Origin of the sequence: Nocardia higoensis NBRC 100133 (assembly GCF_000308595.1) — a bacterium.
Lineage (GTDB): Bacteria > Actinomycetota > Actinomycetes > Mycobacteriales > Mycobacteriaceae > Nocardia > Nocardia higoensis.
The window spans coordinates 33172-55087 of record NZ_BAGA01000145.1; the positions used below are offsets into that span (position 1 = coordinate 33172).

Below are 21916 nucleotides of genomic sequence, written 5' to 3' on the forward strand. Positions count from 1 at the left end.
GTCCGCACGGCGGCTTCCTCTCGGCAGCGCCACCATCGATCACGACGAGGAGACCTTTTGAACAGCAACGACTCCCCCGAAGTCGCCGGATTTCTCGCCCTGCCCGATCTGGCGGTCCGCTCGCTCGGCGGCGCCGTGGTGTGGGCGAACGACGAGTTCTTCGCCGAGCGCGAGGCCTTGGTCCGCCCGGGTGACCCGGCCTATTCACCGGCCACCTTCGGCGCGAAGGGCCAGATCTACGACGGCTGGGAGACCAGGCGCAGGCGCAGCCCCGGGCACGACAGCGCGATCGTGCGGCTCGGCGTGCCCGGCGTGATCAGGGGCGTCGTGGTCGACACGGCCTGGTTCCGCGGCAACTACCCGCCGGAGATCTCCCTGGACGGCCTGCGCGCCGACGGGCATCCACCGGCGCGGGAGCTGGCCGCACGCGACGACTGGGTCACCCTGGTCGCGCGGTCGTCGGCGCAGGGCGACACCCGCAACCTGTACAGCGTCGAGGACGCGCGCACTTTCACCCATGTGCGGCTCAACATCTTTCCCGACGGCGGCGTGGCCCGGCTGCGGGTGCACGGCGAGGCCAGGCCCGATCCCGCCCTGCTGCGCCTCGGCCCGGTCGATCTGGCGGCGCTGGAGAACGGCGCCTATGTGACCGACTGCTCGAACCGGTTCTACTCGGCCCCGCAGAATCTGCTCATGCCCGGGCCTGCCCGCACGATGGGCGAAGGCTGGGAGACCGCCCGGCGCCGCGACAACGGCAACGATTGGGTGCATGTGCGACTGGCGACGGAGGGCACTATCGCGCTCGCCGAAGTCGACACCTCATGTTTTCTGGGCAACGCGCCCGGCGAGGCCGAGATCGTCGGTATCGGCAAGGACGGCGCGACGGTCCCGCTGCTGGCGCGCACGGCACTGCAGCCGGATACCCGGCACCGCTTCGTGCTCGCGTCGAGCGCGCCGGTCCTCGAAGTCCGGCTGAACGTCTATCCGGACGGCGGCCTGGCGCGCCTGCGCCTGTTCGGCGCGCCCACCGAGGCGGGCTGGACGGAACTGGAACAGCGCTGGGAGTCGGCATGACGGAATACCCCCGCGACCTGATCGGCTACGGCCCGCGGCCACCGCATCCGCAGTGGCCCGGCGACGCCCGCATCGCCGTGCAGTTCGTGCTCAATTACGAAGAGGGCGCGGAGAACTGCGTGCTCGACGGCGACGAGGCGTCGGAGACCTTCCTGTCGGAGATGACCCCGGCGCAGGCGTTCCCGAACCGGCACATGTCGATGGAATCGCTGTACGAGTACGGCTCCCGGGTGGGCGTGTGGCGGGTGCTGCGGACCTTCCGGCGACGTGGGTTGCCGCTCACCATCTTCGGTGTGGCACGCGCGTTGCAGCGCAATCCCGAGGCCACGGCCGCGTTCCTCGAACTCGGGCACGAGATCGCCTGCCACGGGCTGAAATGGCAGTCCTATCAGCTCGTCGACGAGGAGACCGAGCGCGCGCACATGCGCGAGGCGATCGACATCATGACCGAGGTGACCGGTAGCAGGCCGCTGGGCTGGTATACCGGCCGCGACTCCCCGCAGACCCGCCGCCTGGTGGTCGAGGCCGGCGGCTTCACCTACGACTCCGATTCCTACGCCGACGACCTGCCCTACTGGGTGCCCGTCCCGCACGGCGCGGCCGGGCAGGTGGACAACCACCTGGTCGTGCCGTACACGCTCGACACCAACGACATGCGATTCGCCTCTCCCGCCGGATTCCCCTCGGGCGAACAGTTCTTCGCACACCTGCGCGATGCCTTCGACGTGCTGTACGCCGAGGGCGTGGAGGGGGCGCCCAAGATGCTGAGCGTCGGACTGCACTGCCGGATCGTGGGGCGGCCCGCGCGGCTGGCCTCACTGGAACGCTTCCTCGATCATGTGCAGTCGCACGAGAAGGTCTGGATCACCCGCCGCATCGATATCGCGAACCATTGGCGCGCCACACATCCCGTGCGCATGCCCGCGCTCTGACGAGCCTCGCCGCTGCCGTCCGCCGGAATCGGGACACTACGATCCCGGTGGACGAAGGGGGCCGCCGATGGCGAAGAAGCTGATGTCGCTCGCGACGATTCCGTGGATGCTCGCCGTAGCGATGGGGTCGCTGCTGTTCATGTCCGCGATGCTGAATGCCGTATGGGCCCTCTGGGGCTGGTCCGGTTCCTCCCGAGATACGCAGATCTTGGCGTTGCCGGTGGGTCTGCTACTGGGGATGTGGCTGTGGCCGCCGGTACTCGAAGGCGCGTGGTGGCTGCGCCGCGCCTATCTGCGCCGGCGCGCGAAGGTCATCACCGGGACGGTTGTCGACACCGGCTACCGAATGCGGCGGGTCAGCGACACGACGACTCTGCACGAGCTGCAGATCGAGGTGGAGTTCACCCACCCCGAGACCGGGGTGCCGTATCGCGCCCGTAAGAGCTTCGCGTTCGCCCGATGGCGCGGGAAGCGCATGCGGGATTTCCGGGACCGGTTCCCGGTGGGGGCGACGATGCCGATGCGGGTTCGCAAGCGCTCGACGGCATTCGACGTGGCAGAACGGCCCGCCTGGGCCGACATCTGGTGACGCCCGTCGGCTGACTCCCCTGGTTCACAGTGCACACTGAGGTTTCCTCTCAGGAATCCGACGGCAAGAAATTACCGACGCCCCGCGGTGGCCGTGCACACCCGCGGGACGGGCGCCGCGCGCCCTTGACGTCGGCCGAGGCGACCGCGGCAGACCCGCTGCCCAAAGCTCTCAGCGGGTCATTTCCCCTCGATTCCGGCCGCCCGTGTTTCCGGCACGTTAGCTGCGCGTTCGGTCTTCGTGACGATTGCAGGATCAGCCACAGCCGGGTTGCGGAGTTCTCGACAGTTAACAATGATTCCCCTCAGCAGACCATTCCGGTCGGAAGAACACCCCGAGTCGGCTCGACGAGCGAGGAATCACCCCCATGCACCTGACACCGAAGGACGAGGATCGGCTCCTGCTCTTCCTGGCCGCCGAACTCGCTCGCAAACGGCGGGCGAAGGGGCTGCGGCTGACCTATCCCGAGGCGCGGGCGATCATCGCCGACGAGGTGGTCGAGGCCGCGCGGGCCGGGGCTTCGGTCGCCGAGGCGACCGAGATCGGCGCGCAATTGCTCAGCGAGGACGACGTGCTGCCCGGTGTGGCCGAGTTGATCGGGACGGTGCAGGTCGAAGGGTTCTTCGAGGACGGGCAGAAGCTGGTCACCATCCACGATCCGATTCGGCCCGGGACAGGTGCGGGGGCAGCGGAATTCGACGAGTTCGACATGCGGCGCGCCGGTGAGGTGCTCACCGAGGACGGGACGATCGAGCTCAACGCCGGGCGGCCGAGCGTCACGCTCACGGTGATCAACACCGGCGACCGGCCGGTCCAGGTCGGTTCGCACTTCCATTTCTTCGAGACCAATCGCGCGCTGCTGTTCGATCGCCGCGCCGCGTTCGGAATGCGCCTCGATGTGCCCTCGGGGACGGCGGTGCGGTTCGAGGCCGGCGAGGAACGCGAGGTTGCGCTGGTCGCGCTCGGCGGCAGCCGCGAGGTCTACGGGCTCAACGAGATGACCGAGGGGCCGTTGACCGGCGACACCCTCGAGACGGCGATGAACACCCTGCGCGACTCGGGTTTCCGGGATTCCGCGGACCGGTCCTGAGCACCCCGAGCCGGAGAGATACAGAGGAGTCGAGCCAGGTGTCCGTACACATCACCCGCAAGCACTACGCCGAGCTTTTCGGCCCCACCACCGGAGATCGGGTCCGGCTCGCCGACACCGAGTTGCTGGCGAAGATCGAGCGCGACAACACCGTCTACGGGGACGAGTCGGTCTTCGGCGGCGGCAAGTCGATGCGCGAGGGCATGGCGGTGCACAACTCGGTGACCAATGCCGAGGGCGCGCTCGACTTCGTCATCACCAATGTCGTGCTCATCGATCCGGTGCTCGGTATCCGCAAGTGCGACATCGGGATTCGCGACGGAAAGATCGCCGGGGTCGGCAAGGCGGGCAACCCTCGGGTACAGGACGGTGTGGATCCGGACCTGATCATCGGCGCGGGCACCGATGTGCGTTCGGGCGAGGGCATGATCGCCACGCCGGGCGCGATCGACGTACACGTCCACTTCGACAGCGCCGGGCTGGTCGAGGAGGCGATCTCCGCGGGCGTGACCACCATGATCGGCGGCGGGCTCGGGCCGGTCACGGTCGGCATCACCAGCTCGGGACCGAACAATCTGGCCCGCATGCTGCGCTCGTCGGAGGGCTTTCCGATGAACTTCGGGTTCATCGCCAACGGCAGTGCGGCGCACGTGGATCCGCTGATCGAGCAGGGTCTCGCCGGGGCGATCGGCTACAAGATCCACGAGGACTGGGGCGCCACCCCGGCCGCGATCCGCGCGTCCCTGGACGCCGGTGACCAGCTCGGACTACAGGTGCAGATCCACAGCGACACCCTCAACGAGTCCGGCTTCTACGAGGACACCATGCGCGCGATCGGCGGGCGCACCATCCACACCTATCACGCCGAGGGCGCGGGCGGCGGGCACGCACCCGACGTCATGCGCGTGGTCGGCGCAGCCAATTGCCTGCCCTCCTCGACGAATCCGACCAACCCCTACACCGTCAACACCTTCGACGAGCACCTCGACATGGTGATGGTCTGCCACCATCTCAATCCCCGGATTCCCGAGGACGTCGCCTTCGCCGAATCCAGGATCCGCCGCGAGACCATCGCCGCCGAGGACGTGCTGCACGACCTGGGCGCCATCTCGGCGATGGGCTCGGACTCCCAGGGCATGGGCCGCATCGGCGAATCGGTCGCGCGGACCTGGCAACTGGCCTCACACATGCGGGCCACCCGCGGCGCGCTGCCCGGTGATGCCGGCACCGGCGCGGACAACCACCGCATTCTGCGCTACGTGGCGAAGCTGACGATCAACCCCGCGAAGCTGTTCGGCATCGACCACGCCGTCGGCTCGCTGGAGCCGGGCAAGATCGCCGACATCGTGCTGTGGGAGCCGAAGTTCTTCGGCATCCGGCCCGAGGTGGTGTTCAAGGGCGGGTTCCCGACCTGGTCGGTGATGGGCGAGTCCAATGCCTCGCTGATGACCTGCGAGCCGTTGAAGTACCGGCCGCAGTGGTCGGCGTTCGGGCGCACACCCACCGATGTGTCGGTGAACTTCGTGGCCGAGGCGGCGATCGCCGGCGGGCTGGCCGAGCGGATCGGGCTGAGCAAGCCGCTGGTGCCCTCGCTGGGCTGCCGGTCCCTGTCCAAATCCGATCTGCTGCACAACGACTACCTGCCCGACATCCGCATCGACCCGGACACCTATCGCGTGGAAGTCGACGGCGAGTTGTGCACGAGCACGCCGATGACGCGGGTGCCGCTGGGCCGCCGCTACACGATCAAGTGAGGAGACATCCATGAGCGAGGCCATTCGGATCGGTATCGGCGGACCCGTCGGATCGGGCAAGACGCGACTGGTGGAGCGGCTGCTGCCGATGTTCGCCGGCAACGGGACCGACGTCGCCGTCATCACCAACGACCTGGTGACCGACGAGGACGCGCGCCGGGTGCGCGCCAGCGGTCTGATCGATCCGCTGCGGGTCATGGCGGTGGAGACCGGCGCGTGCCCGCACACCGCCATCCGCGAGGACCCGTCGGCCAACCTCTCGGCGGTCGCCGAACTCGAGAACAGATTCCCCGGCGTCGAGGTGATCCTCATCGAGTCCGGCGGTGACAACCTGGCCGCCACCTTCACCTCCGACCTGGTCGACTACTGGGTCTTCGTGATCGACACCGCCGCGGGCGACGACATCCCCCGCAAGAAGGGCATCGGGATGTTGCAGGCCGACCTGCTGGTGGTCAACAAGACCGACCTCGCGCCGCTGGTCGGCGCCGATCTCGACCGGATGCGCTCCGACGCGGCCGTCGCCCGGCCCGACCGGCCGACCGTGTTCACCGATCTGCGCTCCGGGGCCGGGCTCGACGACCTGTTCGCCGAACTGCTGCGCGGGGCGATGATCGGGTCACGGGTGTCGCCGTGACCGCCGCGATGGTCGTGGCCGGGGCGGCCGTACCGGCAGCAACCGGCGTGTCCCCGGGTGGCGCGGCGAGTGGGCCGCAGACCACGGCCGAGCCCGAGTACGCGACGCTGACCGTCGACGCGGTACGCGCGACCGATGGGCGGACTCGGCTCGCCCGGGTCTCCCAGCGGTTCCCGCAGCGGGTGACCGCGCCGATGTATCTCGACGAGGCGGATCCGGGCATGGCGTTCGTCTGCGTGCAGAATCCGACGGCCGGCGCGTTTCCCGGTGACCGGCTGCGGACTTCGGTCGAGCTGGCCGAAGGGGCGCGGCTGCACCTGACCGGGCAGGCCGCGACGCAGGTCTTCGCCGGGGCGGGCGATCACACCGGGGAATCGGTCCACGTATTCGACTTCGACGTGCGCGAAGGCGCGGTGCTCGAGTATCTGCCGAAGAGCGCGATTCCACATGCCGGGGCTCGCTATCGGCAGAGCACCGAGATCAGGATCGCCGACGGGGCGGTGTACCTCGGCTGGGAGTCGTTGGCGGCCGGGCGCATCGGGCACGGCGAAAGATTCGCGTTCGAGTCCTTCGTCGCCGCCACCAGCGTCCGCAACGGCGCGCGGCTCGGGATGCGCGACGTGGTGAAAGTGGTTCCCGCCGTGCGTGATCCGCGGCGGCTCGGCCTGCTGGCCGGGCACGACTATGTGGCCTCGTTTCTGGCGCTCGCGCCCGGGCGCGACACGACGGCGCTGGTGACGGCGCTGCACCAGCGGATCGAGACCCTGCCCGGCGTGCTCGGCGCGTGCAGCGCGCTACCCGCCGGGCTCGGTGTGGCCGTGCGGCTGCTGGCCTCGCGCGCGCCCGCCCTGCATACCGCGTTGCGAGCGGTCTGGTCCGTCGCGCGCACGGAACTGCTCGGCCGACCGGCCCCGATGACGAGGATGTGAGATGGAAGCGACACGGATTCTGGGTCAGGCCGACGAGCCACGGTTCGCCGGACTGACCGTCGAGCACGTCTCCATCGCCTGGGGCGATGCCCGCAAGCACCAGCGGATCGTGACCACGTCGGCGGGCCGCGAACTGCGGATCCGTCTGCCGCGCGGCACTTTTCTGGCCGAGGGCAGCGTTCTGTGGGCCGACGACGAGACGGCAGTCGTGGTCCAGCGGCCCGCCGAGGACGCGATCGTGGTGGAGTTCGCCGACAACACCGGTCCCGACGCGGTCCGGCGCGCCCTGCTGCTCGGCTACCTGCTCGGCAATCAGCACGCGCCGCTCGACGTCACCGCGCAGCGCCTGGCCACCCCCATGATGACCGGCCCGGAAACCGCCCGCCGCACCCTGCGCGATCTGGGCCTCGTCGGCGACGTCCGCCCGGTGCCACTGGCCCGGCACGGCTGGAGCAACACCTCCGCCGACCACCATCACGAACACGCCGAGGCCCACGCACGCGCTCACGACCAGGCACGCCATCACGACCACGGGCGCGGGAACGACGGCCACGAGGGCGGCCACGGCGACCACGACCACAGCCACAGCGACGGAGACAACTACGGGCACGGCAACGGCCATGAGCGGGGGCAGGACCACGGGCACCGTCACGGCACCGGGCACGGGCACGACCACGGCACCGCGCACGGGCACGGGCACGGGCACGCGCACGGGCACGGGCACGAACACGGGGCCGCGCACAGCCGTGAACCCATCCACGCACACAGCGGTGCCGGCGATGTTCACGATTGACGACCCCGCGGCCACGCTCGCCCTGCTGCAACTGCACGACAGCGGTTATCCCGCGGGTCGGTTCGTCCATTCGAACGGACTCGAGTCCTGGCTCGGCGCCCACCCCGCGGCACGCGAGAACGAGCTCGCCGAAGTCGGGCGCAGTTTCGTGCTCGACACCGTGGCCGGGCTCGACGCCGTCGCCATGGCGCATGTCTGGCGGCGCGACGGACTCGAGGAGCTGCTGGAACTCGACCGTTACGTCTCGGCGCACAAGCTGAGCGCGTCGGCGCGGACAGCCTCGGCCTCGTGCGGCAGACAGGCGGCGATGGTCGCGCAGCGGTGCCTGTTCGGCGACGACGAGCCCGAGTTCCTGCGGGCGGTGCGACAGGGCGCGACACCGGGCAACCAGGCGATCGTCGACGGCGTCGTGCACCGGGCGCTGGGCATTGCCTGCGCGCCCGCGGTGCTGTGCTTCCTGCGCTCGGCCTACGCCGGCCTGTTGTCGGCGGCCGTGCGGCTCGGGCGCGCCGGACCGCTCTGGGTGCAGCGGCAATTGCGCGCCGACTCCCGCTTCCTGGCCGAGGCCACCGGTCTCGCCCTGACCACCGAACTCGACAACGTCGTCACGTTCGCCCCCGAGCTGGACATCCACGCCATGCGGCACGAACAGGCGGGTTCCCGCCTGTTCACCACCTAGCTCGGCGAATCGGAACCCACTGTGAGAAAAGAGAAGTGACGTGAACAGACGGATGCACAGGATCGTGCTGCCGGTGGCGGTGTCGGCGGCGGTGCTGGCCATGACCGCGTGCGGTAGCCGGATCGACGACGACGCCGAGAACGCGGCGGTCTCCTGTATGGACACTTCCGGTGACACCGTGAAGGTCGGCGCGATCAACTCGCTGTCGGGCGCCACCGCGATCAACGAGGTAGTCATCCGCGACGCCATCACCCTGGCCGTCGACGAGATCAACGCCTCCGGCGGCGTGCTGGGCAAGCAACTGCGACTGATCGCCGAAGACGGCGCGTCCGAGCCCGCCGTGTTCGCGGAGAAGGCGCAGAAGCTCATCGGTGACGACTGTGTCGCCGCGGTGTTCGGCGGCTACACCTCGGCCAGCCGCAAGGCGATGCTGCCGGTGTTCGAGCGGGAGAACGCGCTGCTCTACTACGGCCAGCAGTACGAGGGCCTGGAGGATTCGAAGAACATCTTCTACTCGGGCGCGACCACGAACCAGCAGATCATCCCCGCGCTCGATTACCTGAGGGAGAAGGGGGTGAAGTCGCTCTACCTGGTGGGCAGCGACTACGTCTTCCCGCGCACGGCCAACTCCATCGTCAAGGCCTACGCCGCCGAGCACGGCATCGAGATCAAGGGCGAGGACTACACCCCGCTCGGGTCGACCGATTTCTCCACCATCGTCAACAAGATCCGCACCGCCGACGCCGACGCCGTGTTCAACGTGGTGGTCGGCGACTCGCTGGTCGCGTTCTTCCGCGAGTACACCAATGTGGGCCTGAAGCCGCAGGAGATGCCGGTCATGTCGATGTGCGTCGGCGAGGAGGAGGTCGTCGGCATCGGCGTGAAGAACGTCGCCGGTCAGCTGGCCTCGTGGGACTACTACCAGACCCTGGACACCCCGCAGAACAACGCGTTCGTCTCCGCGTTCAAGGCGAAGTTCGGACCGGATCGGGTGACCTCGGACCCGATGGAATCCGCCTACACCGGCGTCTACCTGTGGAAGGCCACCGTCGAGAAGGCCGGCTCGTTCGCCGTGGCCGACATCCAGGCCGCTGCCGACGGTGTCAGCTTCGACGCGCCCGAGGGCACCGTCACCATCGACGGGGCCAACCACCACATCACCAAGACCGCGCGCATCGGCGAAGTGCGCGAGGACGGGCTGATCTACCCCGTGTGGTCGTCCGACGGGCCGATCGACCCGGACCCGTACCTGGAGAACTACCCGTGGGCCGACGGGATGCGTGGCCGCTAGCCGCACGCCACACCGCCCCGGCGCGCGACCTGCTTCGTCGGTCGCAGCCGGGGCGGTTCGGATTCCGCGAGCGCAATGTGACCGTGATCCCGGTTGCACGGCGGTAACGATCTTGATGCCGGTTCCGACGTGCTAGGTGACATACGGCCCGTCGGGGGGCCAGTCCTTACCAGCTCGTTGCACTTGGATTGGGGAACGGGACATGGCTCTTCGAGAGTTGCTCGTCCGGCAGAAGGAATTCGCCGCGCGCCACAAGATCGCCTCCGCGGCGGCCGCGCCGGCGATTCTCGGCATCGCCGCCGTGGTCGCGGCGTCCTGGGCGTTGACCACGCCTCCTACCAGCGTGGATACCGAACTCAAGGCCTCGGTGACGGAGTGCCACGACATGGTGGCCATCTCGGTGGCCGGGCGTAACGACACTCCGCGCGAGGGCTCGACGCTCATGCTCGTCGACGCCAACGGCAACGCGCTGCCCGCCGCGATGGCCGGTGATCACAACAGCGAGTGGCTCGATCCGGTGGTCAACGCGCCCGACGGCGCGGTCGATCCGGACTCGTACCGGGCCGTGTACATCGCCTACCCGGCGAATATGGAGTCCTACGAACAGGCCGTGAACACGGGTGTGGCAAACACCCAGCAAGTCATGCGCGAGATCTCGCAGGCCTGCCCGGACACCCGCTTCGCCATCGTCGGCTACAGCGAGGGCGCCGATGTGGTGCGCCGGGTCGCGATGGGCATCGGCAACGACGACTCCGCGGACGGCTACGACGTGGTCGACCCGAACCAGGTCGTCGGCGTGGTCATCCTGGCCGATGCCGGCCGCAGCGCGGGCGAGGGCCCGTTCATCGGCGCCGACGATCCGTTCGCCAATCCCGACGGCTTCGACAAGCTGTACCAGAACGTGTCGCAGGGCACCTCCGGACAGGGCGCGCTGCCCGGCACCAGCGGCGATTTCGGCGCGCTGAACGGCCGGATCGCCTCGTTCTGCTCCGAGGGCGACCTGACCTGCGCCGCACCCGAGAACATCTCGCTGCTGCAACTGGTGGTGAACGTCGGCAGGCAGCTGAACGTCGACACGCTCGAACGCGAGGGACTGACCCCGGCGACCGGCGGCGACGTCGCGATGGTGCTCGGGCAGATCGCGGTGGCGGCCTTCTCCGATATCGCCTCGCAGCCGAACTGGATGGCAAGCGACGAGACCTTCCTCGAGGTGCTGCTGCGGGTCTCCGATCCGGCATACGTCCCCGGCGAGCACCAGCCCGCGCCGGTCGCCGACTCGGTCGAGGCCGGGGAGATCTCCCCGCTGGCGTACCTGCCGCAGAAGCTGCTCAACGAGGTCGTCGGCCTGCTGGTCACCAACCAGAACACCATCCCGGTGATCATGAGCGACCCGTACAACCTCACCCTCGGCCCCAACCACAGCGGTCACCACTTCGACTACTGGGACGACGCCGACCCGTCCGCGGGCAAGGAGCTGACCTCGGCGGAGTACGCCGCGGCGTGGCTGACCTACCTGGCCAAGCAGGCGCAGGCGGGCGAGCCGGTGCACACCGAGGTCGCCCCTGAGCCCGCCGAGCTGTCGGTGGCCTACGAGGAGATGAAGGTCAACGTCACCGAGGTCGAGCGCGAGCGCAATGCCTACCTCGCGGCCGCGGCCACCCAGCCCTCGACAACCACGAAGAAGCCCGCCCCGACCACCACCGGCGGCGCGCCGACCACGACTCCGTCCCGCTCGGCCGAGGAGATCGCCGGTACCACCACGGCGCCGAGCACCACACCGGAGGGCACGACCACGCCGCAGCCGACCACCGAGTCGGGCGCCCCGCAGTCGGCCACCACCGAATCGACCACCACGGCGCCTACCACTCCGGAATCGACCCAGACGACTCCGGCCGCGCCGGAGCCGGTCCGGGTGCCTGCGCCCGCGACCACGGATGTGGTGGCCCCGACCGCGGCCGACCGGCCGAGGATCGCCGACAGCGCCCAGGTCACGACCACGACGCCGGTGCCGACTCCGACTCTCACCGAGGAGCCCGGCGCGGCTCGGTAGTCCTCTCCACGGAAGTCCCTCAACACCACGGCCTCGTGTCGCTGCTCCGGTAGCGACGCGGGGCCGTTCCGATTGTGCCGGTTGACTTACTGACGGCGCCTGCCTGTAATTAGCCCACGCGACGCCCATGTGTTCTGCGCCACTGCGCGGGAGCTGTCGCGGAGACGACGGAGGGAGTCGTACCCGATGCAAAGAAGCATCCGGACCTGCTCGGCAGCGCTGGCGATGGTGTTCGGTGTGTCAGTCGCCGGATTCGCCGCACCGCAGGCATCGGCGAGTCCACCAGAGGTGGCGGCGCCATCGGGCCCGTGGGGCTCTTTCTACGATCCGCCCGCGGAACTCCCCGGTGCGGCGGCCGGCGATGTGATCCGCGAACAGCCCTTCACCCCGGCGCTGTCGGTTCCCCTCCCGACGGGAACCTTCCCCGGGTCCGCTCGGCGGATCATGTATCGCAGCGTCGACGACGCCGGGAGCCCGATCGCGGTGACCGGCACCTACTTCGAGCCCGGCACGCCTTGGCCGGGTGGCGGGCCGCGGCCGTTGGTATCGCTGGCTTCGGGAACGATCGGCGAGGGACGCCAGTGCGCGCCGTCGATCGCGATGCAATCCCTGCTGCACTACCGCCCGCCGTTGGACCTCTCGATCGCCTACGAACAGCTGGCTGTCGATTACCTTCTGGCACAAGGGATCGCTGTCGTGTTCACCGACTATGTCGGCCTCGGCGCACCGGGACCGCACCCCTACGGCAACCGTGCCGCCTCGGCGCGGGCGGTCATCGACGCGGCACGCGCCGCCCAGCGTCTGTCCGGCACCTCGCTGGATCCCTCGGGGCCGGTCGGCTTCTGGGGCTACTCCCAGGGCGGTCATGCCGCCGCGGCCGCCGCGGAACTCCAGCCGAGCTATGCGCCGGAGCTGAACGTGCGGGGCACCTATGCCGGTGCCCCGCCCGTGAAGCTCGAGGACACCCTGGCCCGCGCCGAGGGCAGCACCCTCATCGGCGCCGTCGGTTACTACCTCAACGGCGTCGTACGCACCGACCCGGAGATGGGACCCGTGCTCGACCGCGTCCTCAATGAGCAGGGACGGGCCATGATCGGCACCACCGCGAACCAATGCGTCGGGGAAACCCTGCTGGCCTATTCGTTCCAGCGCACCTCGCAGTGGACCCGCACCGGCGAGCCGCTCGGGCCCGCTGTCATCGGCGACCCGATCGGACGGCGCATCGTCGACGAGCAGGCCATCGGGAGCCTGACCCCCACCGCGCCGGTCCTGCTCGCCATCAACGTCAACGACGACGCGGTCCCCTACGAGCGCGTGCGCGAGCTGGCCCGGACCTGGTGCTCGCGAGGTGTTCCGGTCACGCTCCATACGCTCGAGTTGCCGCCGATCCTTCCGGGGACCGCCGCCGGGCACGGGATCCCCGAATTCACCCACGTGCCAACGGCCGCGGCGTGGATGGTCGATCGGTTCTCCGGAATCGCTCCCCCGCCCTGCGGTTAGCGGGGCGCCGAGCTACTCGGGTGCAGGATGGTGCGCATGGACACCGTTCGTGACGCCTACGACGAAATGGCCGGGGAATACGCCGAATTCGCGCGAGGCTTGCTCGAGAACAACCCGTTCGAGCGGGCGCCGCTGGACATGTTCGCCGAGTCCGTCGGCGCGGGGCCGGTGGCCGATCTCGGCTGCGGCGAGGGCCGGATCAGCGCGTATCTGGCGCATGCGGGACTGGACGTGTCCGGCATCGACCTCTCGCCGCGGATGATCGCACAGGCGCGCGCGGCGCATCCGGGCCTGCGGTTCGAGGTCGGTTCACTGGAGCGCACGGGTCTGCCGTCCGGGACGCTCGCCGGCCTGCTGGCCTGGTATTCGCTCATCCACCTGCCGCCCGAGCGGATCCCCGGCGCGCTGGCGGAGTTCGCGCGGGTGCTGCGCCCCGGCGGGTACGCATTGCTGGGATTCCAGGCCGCCGAGTCAGCGGGCGATCCGGTCGCATTCGATCACGCGGTGGTGCGGGCCTACCGGTGGTGGCCGGAGCGGCTCGCCGACGCGGCGCGGGCCGCGGGTTTCGAGGTGGTGCTGCGGATGGTGCGGGCGCCGCGGCCGGGGGAACGGTTCGATCAGGCGAGCCTGCTGCTGCGGAAGACGGAAGGAGAATTGGGTATCCCGCGACAAAACTAGAACGTGTTACTGTCTTTATATGGTGCACTCACCGGCCGTTCCCCGCGCCGTGCAGGCGAGGCGATACCCGCGGTATGCGGGGAAATCGGTCGGTTCCGGTGTCATCGAGCCGTTTTCGAGTGCAACCCGAGACGGCGACTATGCAACCCGTTCTAGAGCATTCTCGGGCCGCGTGAGCAGTCCGCGAGGCAGGTAAGGGAGACCAGCACCCGATGCGTACCGAAATCTGCGAGCGGCTGGGGATCGAGTTCCCCATCTTCGCCTTCACCCATTGCCGCGATGTGGCCGCCGCGGTCAGCAATGCCGGTGGCCTCGGCGTGCTCGGCGCGGTCGGCTTCACCGCCGAACAGCTGGAAGTGGAGCTGGCCTGGCTCGACGAGCACGTCAACGGCGTCTACGGCGTCGACCTGGTGATCCCCTCCAAGTACGAGGGCAAGGGCATCGACGGGCTCAGCCCCGCCGAACTCGAGGCCAAGCTCGCCGAGATGGTCCCGCAGGGCCACCGCGACTTCGCCGAGAAGATCCTGGCCGACCACGGCGTGCCCAAGCTGCCCGAGGGCGAGCACCACAATCAGCTGCTGGGCTGGACCGCCACCACCGCGGGCCCGCAGGTCGAGGTCATCCTGAAGCACCCGAAGGCCAAGCTGGTCGCCAACGCGCTGGGCACCCCGCCCGAGGACGTGGTGGCCCAGATCAAGGACTCGGGCAGGCTGATCGGCGCACTCTGCGGCTCGGTCAAGCACGCGCTCAAGCACAAGGAAGCCGGGCTGGACTTCGTGGTCTGCCAGGGCACCGAGGGCGGCGGGCACTGCGGCGAGGTCTCCTCGATGGTGCTGTGGCCGCAGGTCATCGACGCGGTCGGCGACCTGCCGGTGCTGGCGGCGGGCGGTATCGGCGACGGCCGTCAGGTCGCGGCGGCGATGGCGATGGGCGCGGCGGGCGCGTGGACCGGCTCGATCTGGCTGACCGTCGAGGAGGCCAACGTGCCGCCCGCGCAGATGCAGACCCTCATCGACGCCTCCAGCCACGACACCGTGCGCTCGCGGGCGTGGACCGGCAAGCCGGCGCGCATGCTGCGCAACGACTGGACCGAGGCGTGGGAGCAGCCCGAGAACCCCTCCCCGCTGCCGATGCCGCTGCAGATGATGGTGGCGCTCGACGGCGTCAAGCGCGGGCACCGGTACCCGGAGGCCGCCAAGGACGTGAACTTCAACCCGGTCGGTCAGATCGTCGGGATGATGCAGAAGGTCGAGCGCTCCGCCGATGTGATGGAACGGCTGATCAACCAGTACGTCGAGGCTTGCGAGCGGCTGAACAAGCTCAACAGCTGAGCCCGGCCCGGTTCACGACCGCAATCGCCGTTCGAGCACCGGATCGGTGATGCCGCCCCGGCACGCGAGCGCGGCGGCGTCCCATCCGGCCAGCGCGCTGCCCTCGGCGTACACGGTCTCGAAGAACTCGAGGGCCGCGGCGAACGGATCGCCGGTGGCGCGGGCGGCGTCGTAGGCGTAGTAGGCCGCGTGCGCGGAACCCGAGGGCACCCAGCGAGCGCCCTCGGGTCGCAGCGGACGGTCGGTGAGCCCCGCGGGCTCGGGGGCGACATAGGAATAGAAGGTGGGTTCGGGGACCTTGTCGTCGCCGAACCAGAAGCCCGCGCTGATGACCTCGCGGGAGTAGGCCTCGCGCGACACCGGGTCGACGGTGGCGGGCATGTCGATGCGGCGGTCGGAGAACCGCTGCACCGCCAGGTCGAAGGTGTGCCAGAAGACGTGGACCGGGCTGATCTTGCCCGAGTAGCCCGCGCTGAACTCCTCGAGGACGCGCCCGACCCGGCTCTGCACGACGAAGGCGCGGCGCACCTTCTCCGGGTCGTAATCGGCGTGTTCGGTGTCCTCCTCGAACCAGCGACTCGCGTCGGGCAGGTCGTAGGGGTGCGGCCGATGCATCACCAGGTCGATGCCGAGGTCGCCGAGGCCGCCCATCACGTCGGCATAGAACGTCGCGACGGATTTGCCGGGCAGGTCGAACTCGACCTGGACGCCCTCGTCGGTGGCGATGCGCAGCACATGGTCGAAGAAGTCGAAGGCGCAGGTGAACACCGGGCCCACCCGCGGGTCGCCGAGCGGGACGGTGGTCCAGCCGCGGGCGGTCAGGCGGAAGGTGATGTGCCACCAGTGATTGCGGCGGATGCCCTTGGCCAGCGCGACCTTGCCGACGACCTGGGCGAACCGGTGCAGTGTCTCTTTGGTCGGACGCCAGGAGTCCAGCGGGATCGCGGGCAGCAGCTCCGCGGTGTCGAAGGCGGTTGACTCGGGTACTGCCGACTCGGTCATAGGGCCACGGTACGACCGGCGCGCGGGGGATGCCAGCGATTCGCCGATCGGGGCCGCAGGACACGACCCGAGCGACCCGCTCAGGCGTTCGTCGCCCGGGCCGCCGGCGCCCGGCCGTCGACGAGTTCACGGAAGCGCGCGAGGACCCGCTCGTGATAGTTGTCGAACAGCTCGTCGAACAGGGCCGACTGCGCCGGCGACGCCGGTTCGCCGGAATCCCACACCGACAGCAGCGCGCGCCACACCAGCACGTGCAGGTCGGCGGGCGAGACGAAGAATGCCTGTACCGCCTCGGGCACCTCGAGCACCATCTCGCCGATGGAGTTGAACACCGCGCGCCGCACGGAGGTGTTCAGCGCGGTGAGCAGGCGGCGGACCAGTGCCACCTCGGCGGCCAGGATGCGACGCGGCTCGGGGACAGGACGGCGGGTCAGCGTCTCCAGTTCGGCGACGGCCGCCGCCAGCTCGGCGCGATCGACAGACCGTTCGCTCGCGGTGTAGGCGAGCAGCGTCTCGCGCACCAGCTCACGCTCGGCCTCCACGATGTCGCCGAACATCGCGACGGCCAGCTCCGGACGGTCCAGGGAGAACCGGAACAGGTGCCGATAGACCTCCAGCCCGCCGACGGCGCGCACATCGTGGATGGTGAAACCCTTGCCGCGCCGGGCCGCCACGAATCCGTAGGACTCCAGCCTGCCGAGCGTCAATTGCGCTGTCGCGCGGTTCATCTCGAATTCCTCGGCGACCTGGCGCACCGAGGGCATCAGCTCGCCCGGCCGGTACTGCCCCGCGGCCACGCGCCGGGCCAGCTCGTCGGCGACATCCGCGACGACCGTATCGGCTCCCATCGACGCGACCTTCCTCACTGGCGAACCTGTTGTATGTCCGGACAGGTTATGGCCAACGGCCGCACGGCGCATCCGCTTGCGCGGCGGGCGGTTTCGCCGCCCGCGCGCCTACCGGGCCAGGCCGCCGAACCAGGTGTTCCAGGCCGGTGCGAGCAGTGCGGCCATCGCCTCGTATCCGGCCGCGCCCGGATGCGCCCCGTCGCCCTCGACGACCTCGCGCATCCACACCTCCTCGGCGCGCAGCGCGGCCGCGACCGGCACGTACGGAACCGCGGCCGCCGCGCAGCGCCGGGCGTACTCGGCATCGAGGTCGAGGATGCGCGCGTTGTGTTCGGCGTCGTCCACCGGGGGCGGGCCGACCATCAGCGCGGCCCAGCCACGGGCCGCCACCTCGTCGAGCATCCTGGTCAGCGCGGCCGCGGATTCGGCCGGGGCGACGCGCGGCTGCCCGGCGGCCCAGGCGGTGTCGTTGGCACCGAAGGACAGCACCACCCCCGCGCTCGCCCAATCGGGCAGGCGCAGTCCGCATTCGGTGGTCAGCCGGTCCTCGATCTCCGGTGCGGTCTGCCCGCGGATGCCCAGGTTGTAGACCGTCAGCGGGATCTCCGGGCTCGCGGCGGCGGCCAGCCGCCCGGCCCAGCCGAGCCGGTGCGGGTCGCCCACCCCGGCCACGAAGGAGTCACCGACGAAGCACACGCGCAGATCCTCGACCATGCCGACGATCCTTCCATCCGGGCTGTTCGGGGCGCATGGGCGGCGCAATAGGATCGGGGAGGTCGATCGGGAGGGAGTCGTCTTGTCAGGGGAAACGGCGCGTCCCGCGCCTGCCTGGTTCGTCCAGCTGTTCGCGCATCGGCGCTGGATCCGCCGCACGGAACCATTTCCGCACATCTACGCCCGGGATGTGTTCACCGCCGAGTTCTACGAGCGCCTGCGCGCCGAAACCGCGCGGGTGCGAGCGGGGACCGCGGACGAGGTCTCGCTCTGGTCGCTACGGGACGGGCCGCTCGCGGTGTTCACCGCACGGGAGTGGCACGACCTGATCGCCGGGCTCACCGATTCGCCCGTCACCGGCGATGTCACCGGCAGCCTGCGACATCATCCGGCGGGCGGTCCGGCGCAGGCGCCCCGGACCGGGCACCCGCGCGCGGGCCGCGCACTGGCGTTGCTGTTCCACCTGGGTCCTGGTGACTGGCGGCTCGGGGACGGCGGGGAGACCGCGCTCCATCCGGTGGCCGGCGACGCCGCGCCCGCTCTGGTTCCGCCGCTGGGCAATTCGCTGGTGCTGTTCGAGTGCACCCCCTACACCCGGCACCGCCATCTCGGCGGCGATCGCGAGGCGCGCGACAGCGTGCTGATGTATCTGCACCGCCCCCACGACACCGAAGGAGACGAGCATGGCCGAGGGTGACCGGCGGGTCTGCCTGCTGACCGGAGCGGGCGGCCCGCTCGGCGAGGTGTTCTGCCAGGCGCTGCGCACCCGCTACGACATCGTTGCCGTGTGCGGCGAGCGGACGCCCGCCGTGCCCTCCCAGCACGAGTGGTTCGTCGACCCGTTCGCGCCGCGAGCCGCGCTGCCCGAGAACGCCTTCCCGGTGTACCTGCTGCGCGCCGACCTGACCGCCGCGGGGGAGGCCGAACGGGTCGCGGACCTGGCCCTGGCCCGGTTCGGCGGGGTGGACCTGCTGATCAACGCCGCCACCGCGGAACAGACGGAGGCGGCGGCCGACTCCGGCCACAGCGCGGCAGGCGCGCGGCCGCTGTCGCTGCTCGACGCCGAGGCGACGCTGGCGGGCTTCCACGCGCATCACGCGGTGCAGGTGGCGGCGCCGCTGCGGCTGGCCGCACGGCTGGCACAGCGGTCCTGGCTGCACGACCCGAGGACCAACCGGGCGCGCAACCGCAATATCGTCAACGTCTCCGGTCTCGCCGGTTCCACGGTGGCCCCGGGGCGGGCCGGTCACGGCGCGGCGCTGGCGGCGCTGGACCAGTTCACCCGGCACCTGGCCGTCGAGTACAGCGAGTTCGGGGTGCGGGCCAATGCGGTGGCGCCGGACCGGTTCCCCGAGCGGGTGCCGGTCGAGCAGGTGGTGCGCGCGATCGTCGAGCTCGACGCGGGCGCGATGACCGGCCGGGTGTTCGGCGTGGACGCGGGACCCGCGGGCGGGTGAGCCCGACGGGGTGGGCGTATCGGTTCCGGGCCGGTTCTGGCAGTGTGATCACCGGCCGGTAACGGCACCGAGCGTCGACCAGCCCGCTGCGGCGTGTTGGTGCCGGGCGGCCGCGGCCGTCTGCTGCATACTCACCGAGCGTGCGATAGGGGCTGCTCCGACCAGCGCGAACCGATCCGAAAGTACCGATAACCCATGCGACTCGACGGGCGGGAGATCCCGGTCACCGGGAGCCTGTTACAGCCGCTGACCAGGCGGACGACCGACATCGTCCGGGTCATGCTCGCGTCGCTGGGTCTGGCGGTCGTCATCGCGGGCTCGGTCATCACCAGGCCGGAATGGCTGGCGCTGGAACGCTCGGTCTCCGACATCGTCGGATTCCTCACCCCCGACCAGTCCAATCTGGTCTACCTCATCTACGGCATCGCCATCCTGATCCTGCCGTTCGCGATCCTCATCGAGCTCGTCATCGGCAGGCAGTGGAAGCTGCTGGCCGGCTACGGCGCGGCGGGCCTGCTCGCGGTGCTGCTGCTGTCGATCACCGGCAACGGGCTGTCCGCGCCCAAATGGCATCTCCAGGTTCCCGATCGGCTCGACACCTTCCTGTCCCAGTTCCTCGACGATCCGCGCTGGATCGCGCTGCTGGCGGCGGTGCTGACTGTGTCGAGCCCGTGGCTGCCGACCACGCCGCGCCGGTGGTGGTGGTTCCTGCTGCTGGCGTTCGCGCCGATGCACCTGGTGGTGAGCACCGTGGTGCCGGCGCGGGCGATGTTCGGGCTCGCGGTCGGCTGGCTGGTTGGCGCGCTGATCGTCTGGGTGGTCGGCACGCCCGCGCTGGAGGTGCCGCTGGACGCGGCGGTGCGGGTGCTCGAGCGCGGCGGCCACCGGATCACCGGGTTCATCGTGCGCAGGCCCGCGGGCTCGGGACCGCTGGTGCTCGCGGCCACGGTCGAGGGTCACGGGGACGAACTCCTGGTCGAGATGTACGGCAAGAACCAGCGCAGTCACGGCACGCTGCGGATGATGTGGCGCTGGCTCACCTTCCGCAGCAGCGAGACAGCGGCCCTGCACGGGTCGCTGCACCGCGCGGTGGAGCATCGCGCGCTGGTGGCCATCGCGGCAGGTCAGCTCGGGCTGGCGGGCACGAAGGTGGTGCTGGTGACGGCGCTGGACCGCGGGTGGGTGCTCTACGCGCACACGGTCGCGGCCGGCCAGGCGCTCGACACCGCGAGCGACGAGATGCTGCCCGAGGTCTGGCGCGCCGTCGAAGCGCTGCACGACGGCCGTATCGCGCACGGCGACCTGCGCCCGCAGGACGTCCGGATCGATGACGGGCGGGTGGTGTTCACCGGCTTCGGCAGCGCCGAGTTCGGCGCCAGCGACACCCAGCTGCAGACCGATATCGCCCAGCTGCTGGTCGCCACCACCGCCACGCACGGCAGAGAGATCGCGGTGCGCGCTGCCATCGAGGCGCTGGGCGAGCAGGCGATTCTGAGTTCCTCCCGCAGGCTGACCAAGTCCGCGATGCCTGCCGGCCTGCGCGCGGCCATCCCGAAATGGGGCGACCGGGTTTCCGAGGCGCACGAGGAGGTGCGCAAGCAGACCGGTCAGGACAAGATCGAGGCGGATCAGATCACCCGGTTCTCCCGCAACCAGATCATCCAGCTGGTGCTGCTGATCGCCCTGGTCTATGTGGCCTACCCGTTCATCAGCCAGGTGCCGACCTTCTTCAGCCAGCTGCGCACCGCCAACTGGTGGTGGGCGCTGCTCGGCCTCGGGGTGTCGTCGCTGACCTACATCGGCGCGGCGGCGGCGCTGTGGGCGTGTGCCTCCCGCATGGTGCGGCTGCGCGATCTGATCATCATGCAGGTGGCCAACACCTTCGCCGCCACCACCACACCCGCGCGGGTCGGCGGACTCGCACTGAGCGTGCGCTTCCTGCAGAAGGGCGGCCTGGGCGCGGTGCGCGCCACCGCCGCCGTCGCGCTGCAGCAGGCGGTGCAGGTGATCACGCACCTGAGCTTGCTGGTGCTGTTCAGCATCGTGGCGGGTACCTCGGCGGATCTGTCCCGTTTCGTGCCCGACCCGACCATCATCTATCTCGCCGCCGGTGTGGGCGTCGGCATCATCGGCACCTTCATGTTCGTGCCGACGCTGCGCCGCTGGCTGAACACCTCCGTGCGCCCGCAGTTGCAGGAAGTGCTCGGCGAACTCGCCGACCTGGCGGGCGATCCGAAGCGCTTCGCGATCATCCTCGGCGGCTCGGCGGCGATCACCCTGGGCATGGCGGGCGCGCTGTGGGCCAGCGTGCAGGCGTTCGGCGGCGGGACGACCTTCGTCACGGTGACCATCGTGACGATGATCGGCGGCACGCTGGCCTCGGCCGCGCCGACCCCCGGCGGCGTGGGCGCGGTCGAGGCCGCGCTCATCGGCGGCCTGGCCGCATTCGGGCTGCCCGCCAGCATCGCCGTGCCGTCCGTGCTGCTCTACCGCGTGCTGACGTGCTGGCTCCCGGTCTTCTGCGGCTGGTTCCTGATGCGCTGGATGACCCAGCGCGACATGATCTGAGCC

At 70.1% G+C, this 21916-nt stretch carries 20 protein-coding genes; 17 read left to right on the top strand and 3 right to left on the bottom strand.

The genetic code is table 11. The features are described 5' to 3' along the window. Positions 1-57: 57 nt before the first annotated feature. The 14 genes from alc to ON26_RS26650 all read left to right on the top strand — a co-directional run bounded on the left by alc (position 58) and on the right by ON26_RS26650 (position 15324). Positions 58-1074, top strand: coding sequence for an allantoicase (alc, locus tag ON26_RS26585; protein WP_040799990.1), 1017 nt, complete (start codon positions 58-60; stop codon positions 1072-1074). Then, complete coding sequence (gene puuE, locus ON26_RS26590; RefSeq protein WP_040799993.1) at positions 1071-2006, top strand: allantoinase PuuE; 936 nt, start codon at positions 1071-1073, stop codon at positions 2004-2006. The genes alc and puuE overlap by 4 nt, the downstream gene beginning before the upstream one ends. A 67-nt stretch (positions 2007-2073) precedes the next feature. Next, positions 2074-2595, top strand: a complete 522-nt coding sequence (locus ON26_RS26595) for a hypothetical protein (protein ID WP_051027637.1) — start codon at positions 2074-2076, stop codon at positions 2593-2595. 367 nt (positions 2596-2962) lie between these two features. Next, positions 2963-3685, top strand: a complete 723-nt coding sequence (locus ON26_RS26600) for an urease subunit beta (RefSeq protein ID WP_040799996.1) — start codon at positions 2963-2965, stop codon at positions 3683-3685. Positions 3686-3723: 38 nt separating this feature from the next. Next, positions 3724-5439 (top strand): urease subunit alpha, encoded by a 1716-nt coding sequence (ureC, locus tag ON26_RS26605; protein ID WP_040799999.1) that lies wholly within the window; start codon positions 3724-3726, stop codon positions 5437-5439. Positions 5440-5449: 10 nt separating this feature from the next. Beyond that, positions 5450-6073 (top strand): urease accessory protein UreG, encoded by a 624-nt coding sequence (gene ureG, locus ON26_RS26610; RefSeq protein ID WP_040800002.1) that lies wholly within the window; start codon positions 5450-5452, stop codon positions 6071-6073. Then, positions 6070-7002 carry an urease accessory protein UreD gene (locus tag ON26_RS26615; RefSeq protein WP_051027639.1) on the top strand — a complete coding sequence of 311 codons (933 nt, stop codon included), beginning with the start codon at positions 6070-6072 and terminating at the stop codon, positions 7000-7002. Before ureG ends, ON26_RS26615 begins: the two co-directional genes overlap by 4 nt. Position 7003: 1 nt before the next feature. After that, complete coding sequence (locus tag ON26_RS34790; protein ID WP_176569383.1) at positions 7004-7795, top strand: urease accessory protein UreE; 792 nt, start codon at positions 7004-7006, stop codon at positions 7793-7795. Then, positions 7782-8474 carry an urease accessory protein UreF gene (locus tag ON26_RS26625; RefSeq protein ID WP_157172020.1) on the top strand — a complete coding sequence of 231 codons (693 nt, stop codon included), beginning with the start codon at positions 7782-7784 and terminating at the stop codon, positions 8472-8474. Before ON26_RS34790 ends, ON26_RS26625 begins: the two co-directional genes overlap by 14 nt. Before the next feature lie 52 nt (positions 8475-8526). After that, positions 8527-9765: an urea ABC transporter substrate-binding protein gene (gene urtA, locus ON26_RS26630; protein WP_040800206.1), complete on the top strand. Its 1239-nt coding sequence runs from the start codon at positions 8527-8529 to the stop codon at positions 9763-9765. A 202-nt stretch (positions 9766-9967) separates the two neighbouring features. After that, the gene (locus tag ON26_RS26635) at positions 9968-11815 is read left to right on the top strand and encodes a cutinase family protein (protein ID WP_083884372.1); all 1848 of its coding nucleotides are present in this window, start codon (positions 9968-9970) and stop codon (positions 11813-11815) included. A gap of 186 nt (positions 11816-12001) precedes the next feature. Then, on the top strand, positions 12002-13315 hold the full coding sequence (locus tag ON26_RS26640; RefSeq protein ID WP_083884373.1) for a lipase family protein: 1314 nt from the start codon (positions 12002-12004) through the stop codon (positions 13313-13315). Positions 13316-13351: 36 nt separating this feature from the next. Beyond that, entirely contained in the window at positions 13352-13993 is a 642-nt protein-coding gene (locus ON26_RS26645; RefSeq protein ID WP_051027678.1) for a class I SAM-dependent methyltransferase, read from the top strand. Between the two features lie 212 nt (positions 13994-14205). Then, a complete protein-coding gene (locus ON26_RS26650; protein ID WP_040800013.1) occupies positions 14206-15324 on the top strand; it encodes an NAD(P)H-dependent flavin oxidoreductase in 1119 nt (372 codons plus the stop codon). 12 nt (positions 15325-15336) lie between these two features. Here ON26_RS26650 and ON26_RS26655 read toward each other — a convergent pair whose 3' ends face one another. From ON26_RS26655 to ON26_RS26665, 3 genes are all read right to left on the bottom strand, one after another. Next, complete coding sequence (locus ON26_RS26655) at positions 15337-16326, bottom strand: DUF5996 family protein (RefSeq protein WP_051027641.1); 990 nt, start codon at positions 16324-16326, stop codon at positions 15337-15339. Positions 16327-16406: 80 nt separating this feature from the next. Next, positions 16407-17174, bottom strand: a complete 768-nt coding sequence (locus ON26_RS26660) for a winged helix-turn-helix domain-containing protein (protein WP_040800215.1) — start codon at positions 17172-17174, stop codon at positions 16407-16409. 108 nt (positions 17175-17282) lie between these two features. Further along, positions 17283-17888, bottom strand: a complete 606-nt coding sequence (locus ON26_RS26665) for a GDSL-type esterase/lipase family protein (protein WP_040800016.1) — start codon at positions 17886-17888, stop codon at positions 17283-17285. 82 nt (positions 17889-17970) lie between these two features. Here ON26_RS26665 and ON26_RS32980 point away from each other — a divergent pair, with 82 nt between their 5' ends. From ON26_RS32980 to ON26_RS26680, 3 genes are all read left to right on the top strand, one after another. Continuing rightward, on the top strand, positions 17971-18585 hold the full coding sequence (locus tag ON26_RS32980) for a 2OG-Fe(II) oxygenase (protein ID WP_051027643.1): 615 nt from the start codon (positions 17971-17973) through the stop codon (positions 18583-18585). Further along, a complete protein-coding gene (locus ON26_RS26675; protein WP_040800019.1) occupies positions 18572-19345 on the top strand; it encodes an SDR family NAD(P)-dependent oxidoreductase in 774 nt (257 codons plus the stop codon). Before ON26_RS32980 ends, ON26_RS26675 begins: the two co-directional genes overlap by 14 nt. Positions 19346-19540: 195 nt before the next feature. Next, complete coding sequence (locus tag ON26_RS26680; protein WP_040800022.1) at positions 19541-21913, top strand: lysylphosphatidylglycerol synthase domain-containing protein; 2373 nt, start codon at positions 19541-19543, stop codon at positions 21911-21913. Positions 21914-21916: the final 3 nt, after the last annotated feature.

Bases quoted from the DNA above. Each gene is read 5' to 3' on its own strand.
- puuE (WP_040799993.1), top strand. From the start codon at position 1,071: ATGACGGAATACCCCCGCGACCTGATCGGCTACGGCCCGCGGCCACCG.
- ON26_RS26595 (WP_051027637.1), top strand. From the start codon at position 2,074: ATGGCGAAGAAGCTGATGTCGCTCGCGACGATTCCGTGGATGCTCGCC.
- ON26_RS26600 (WP_040799996.1), top strand. From the start codon at position 2,963: ATGCACCTGACACCGAAGGACGAGGATCGGCTCCTGCTCTTCCTGGCC.
- ureG (WP_040800002.1), top strand. From the start codon at position 5,450: ATGAGCGAGGCCATTCGGATCGGTATCGGCGGACCCGTCGGATCGGGC.
- ON26_RS34790 (WP_176569383.1), top strand. From the start codon at position 7,004: ATGGAAGCGACACGGATTCTGGGTCAGGCCGACGAGCCACGGTTCGCC.
- ON26_RS26625 (WP_157172020.1), top strand. From the start codon at position 7,782: ATGTTCACGATTGACGACCCCGCGGCCACGCTCGCCCTGCTGCAACTG.
- urtA (WP_040800206.1), top strand. From the start codon at position 8,527: ATGCACAGGATCGTGCTGCCGGTGGCGGTGTCGGCGGCGGTGCTGGCC.
- ON26_RS26635 (WP_083884372.1), top strand. From the start codon at position 9,968: ATGGCTCTTCGAGAGTTGCTCGTCCGGCAGAAGGAATTCGCCGCGCGC.
- ON26_RS26640 (WP_083884373.1), top strand. From the start codon at position 12,002: ATGCAAAGAAGCATCCGGACCTGCTCGGCAGCGCTGGCGATGGTGTTC.
- ON26_RS26645 (WP_051027678.1), top strand. From the start codon at position 13,352: ATGGACACCGTTCGTGACGCCTACGACGAAATGGCCGGGGAATACGCC.
- ON26_RS26650 (WP_040800013.1), top strand. From the start codon at position 14,206: ATGCGTACCGAAATCTGCGAGCGGCTGGGGATCGAGTTCCCCATCTTC.
- ON26_RS26655 (WP_051027641.1), bottom strand. From the start codon at position 16,326: ATGACCGAGTCGGCAGTACCCGAGTCAACCGCCTTCGACACCGCGGAG.
- ON26_RS26660 (WP_040800215.1), bottom strand. From the start codon at position 17,174: ATGGGAGCCGATACGGTCGTCGCGGATGTCGCCGACGAGCTGGCCCGG.
- ON26_RS26665 (WP_040800016.1), bottom strand. From the start codon at position 17,888: ATGGTCGAGGATCTGCGCGTGTGCTTCGTCGGTGACTCCTTCGTGGCC.
- ON26_RS26675 (WP_040800019.1), top strand. From the start codon at position 18,572: ATGGCCGAGGGTGACCGGCGGGTCTGCCTGCTGACCGGAGCGGGCGGC.
- ON26_RS26680 (WP_040800022.1), top strand. From the start codon at position 19,541: ATGCGACTCGACGGGCGGGAGATCCCGGTCACCGGGAGCCTGTTACAG.